The sequence below is a fragment of the Streptosporangium heterodermiicola genome, from assembly GCF_051390675.1.
GTDB lineage: Bacteria > Actinomycetota > Actinomycetes > Streptosporangiales > Streptosporangiaceae > Streptosporangium.
Genome location: NZ_JBPJSR010000103.1, coordinates 1 through 550 on the forward strand (window position 1 = coordinate 1; position 550 = coordinate 550).

Consider the following 550-nt stretch of genomic DNA (forward strand, 5'->3'; position numbering starts at 1 on the left):
GTGAGTCTGAGGTTTGGACGCTCAGGCTCGGGTGATCGTCAGGGAGCTACTACTACTTGACGATCGAGCCGGACCACACGTTCTCGGCCTTCTTGTAGATGGCAGCGGTCTCGCCATCGAAGTAAGGCGTGGTGATGAGGTCGTAGCGGCCGTTGCTGTCCTGGTCACCGAAGAGGCTGGTGACACCGTTGACGTAGCCCAGACGCTTGGCGTTGCTGTACTGCGCGAGCCAGGGGCCACCGTCGGCGCCGGGGGTGAAGGAGCTCTTGAGGCCGATGTGCTCCTCGACCTTCGACGCCGCCTGCACGTAGGTCTTCGTGGTGGTCTTGCCGTAGGTCCACTTGGGGGTAACGCCGGTGTAGGCCTTGTTGCCGTCGGGGTGCGCGTCGGCCGGGTAGCCGAACACGAACACCGTCTGCTGCGGCTTCTGGTTCCAGGTGAAGCCCTGGCCGCCGACGTTGTCACCGAGCTTGCCGGTGTCCTTGATGAAGCCCTCGACGATGTAGAAGACCGTCTTGTAGTAAGACTTGACGGCGGTCTTCTTCACCCA

At 62.2% G+C, this 550-nt stretch carries 1 protein-coding gene; it reads right to left on the reverse strand.

Features of this window, described 5'->3' with window-relative positions; all coding sequences use genetic code 11:
- Positions 1 to 52: 52 nt before the first annotated feature.
- Positions 53 to 550 (reverse strand): trypsin-like serine peptidase (locus tag ACSC1Q_RS43075; RefSeq protein ID WP_495573957.1); only part of this gene is annotated, 498 nt, incomplete at its 5' end.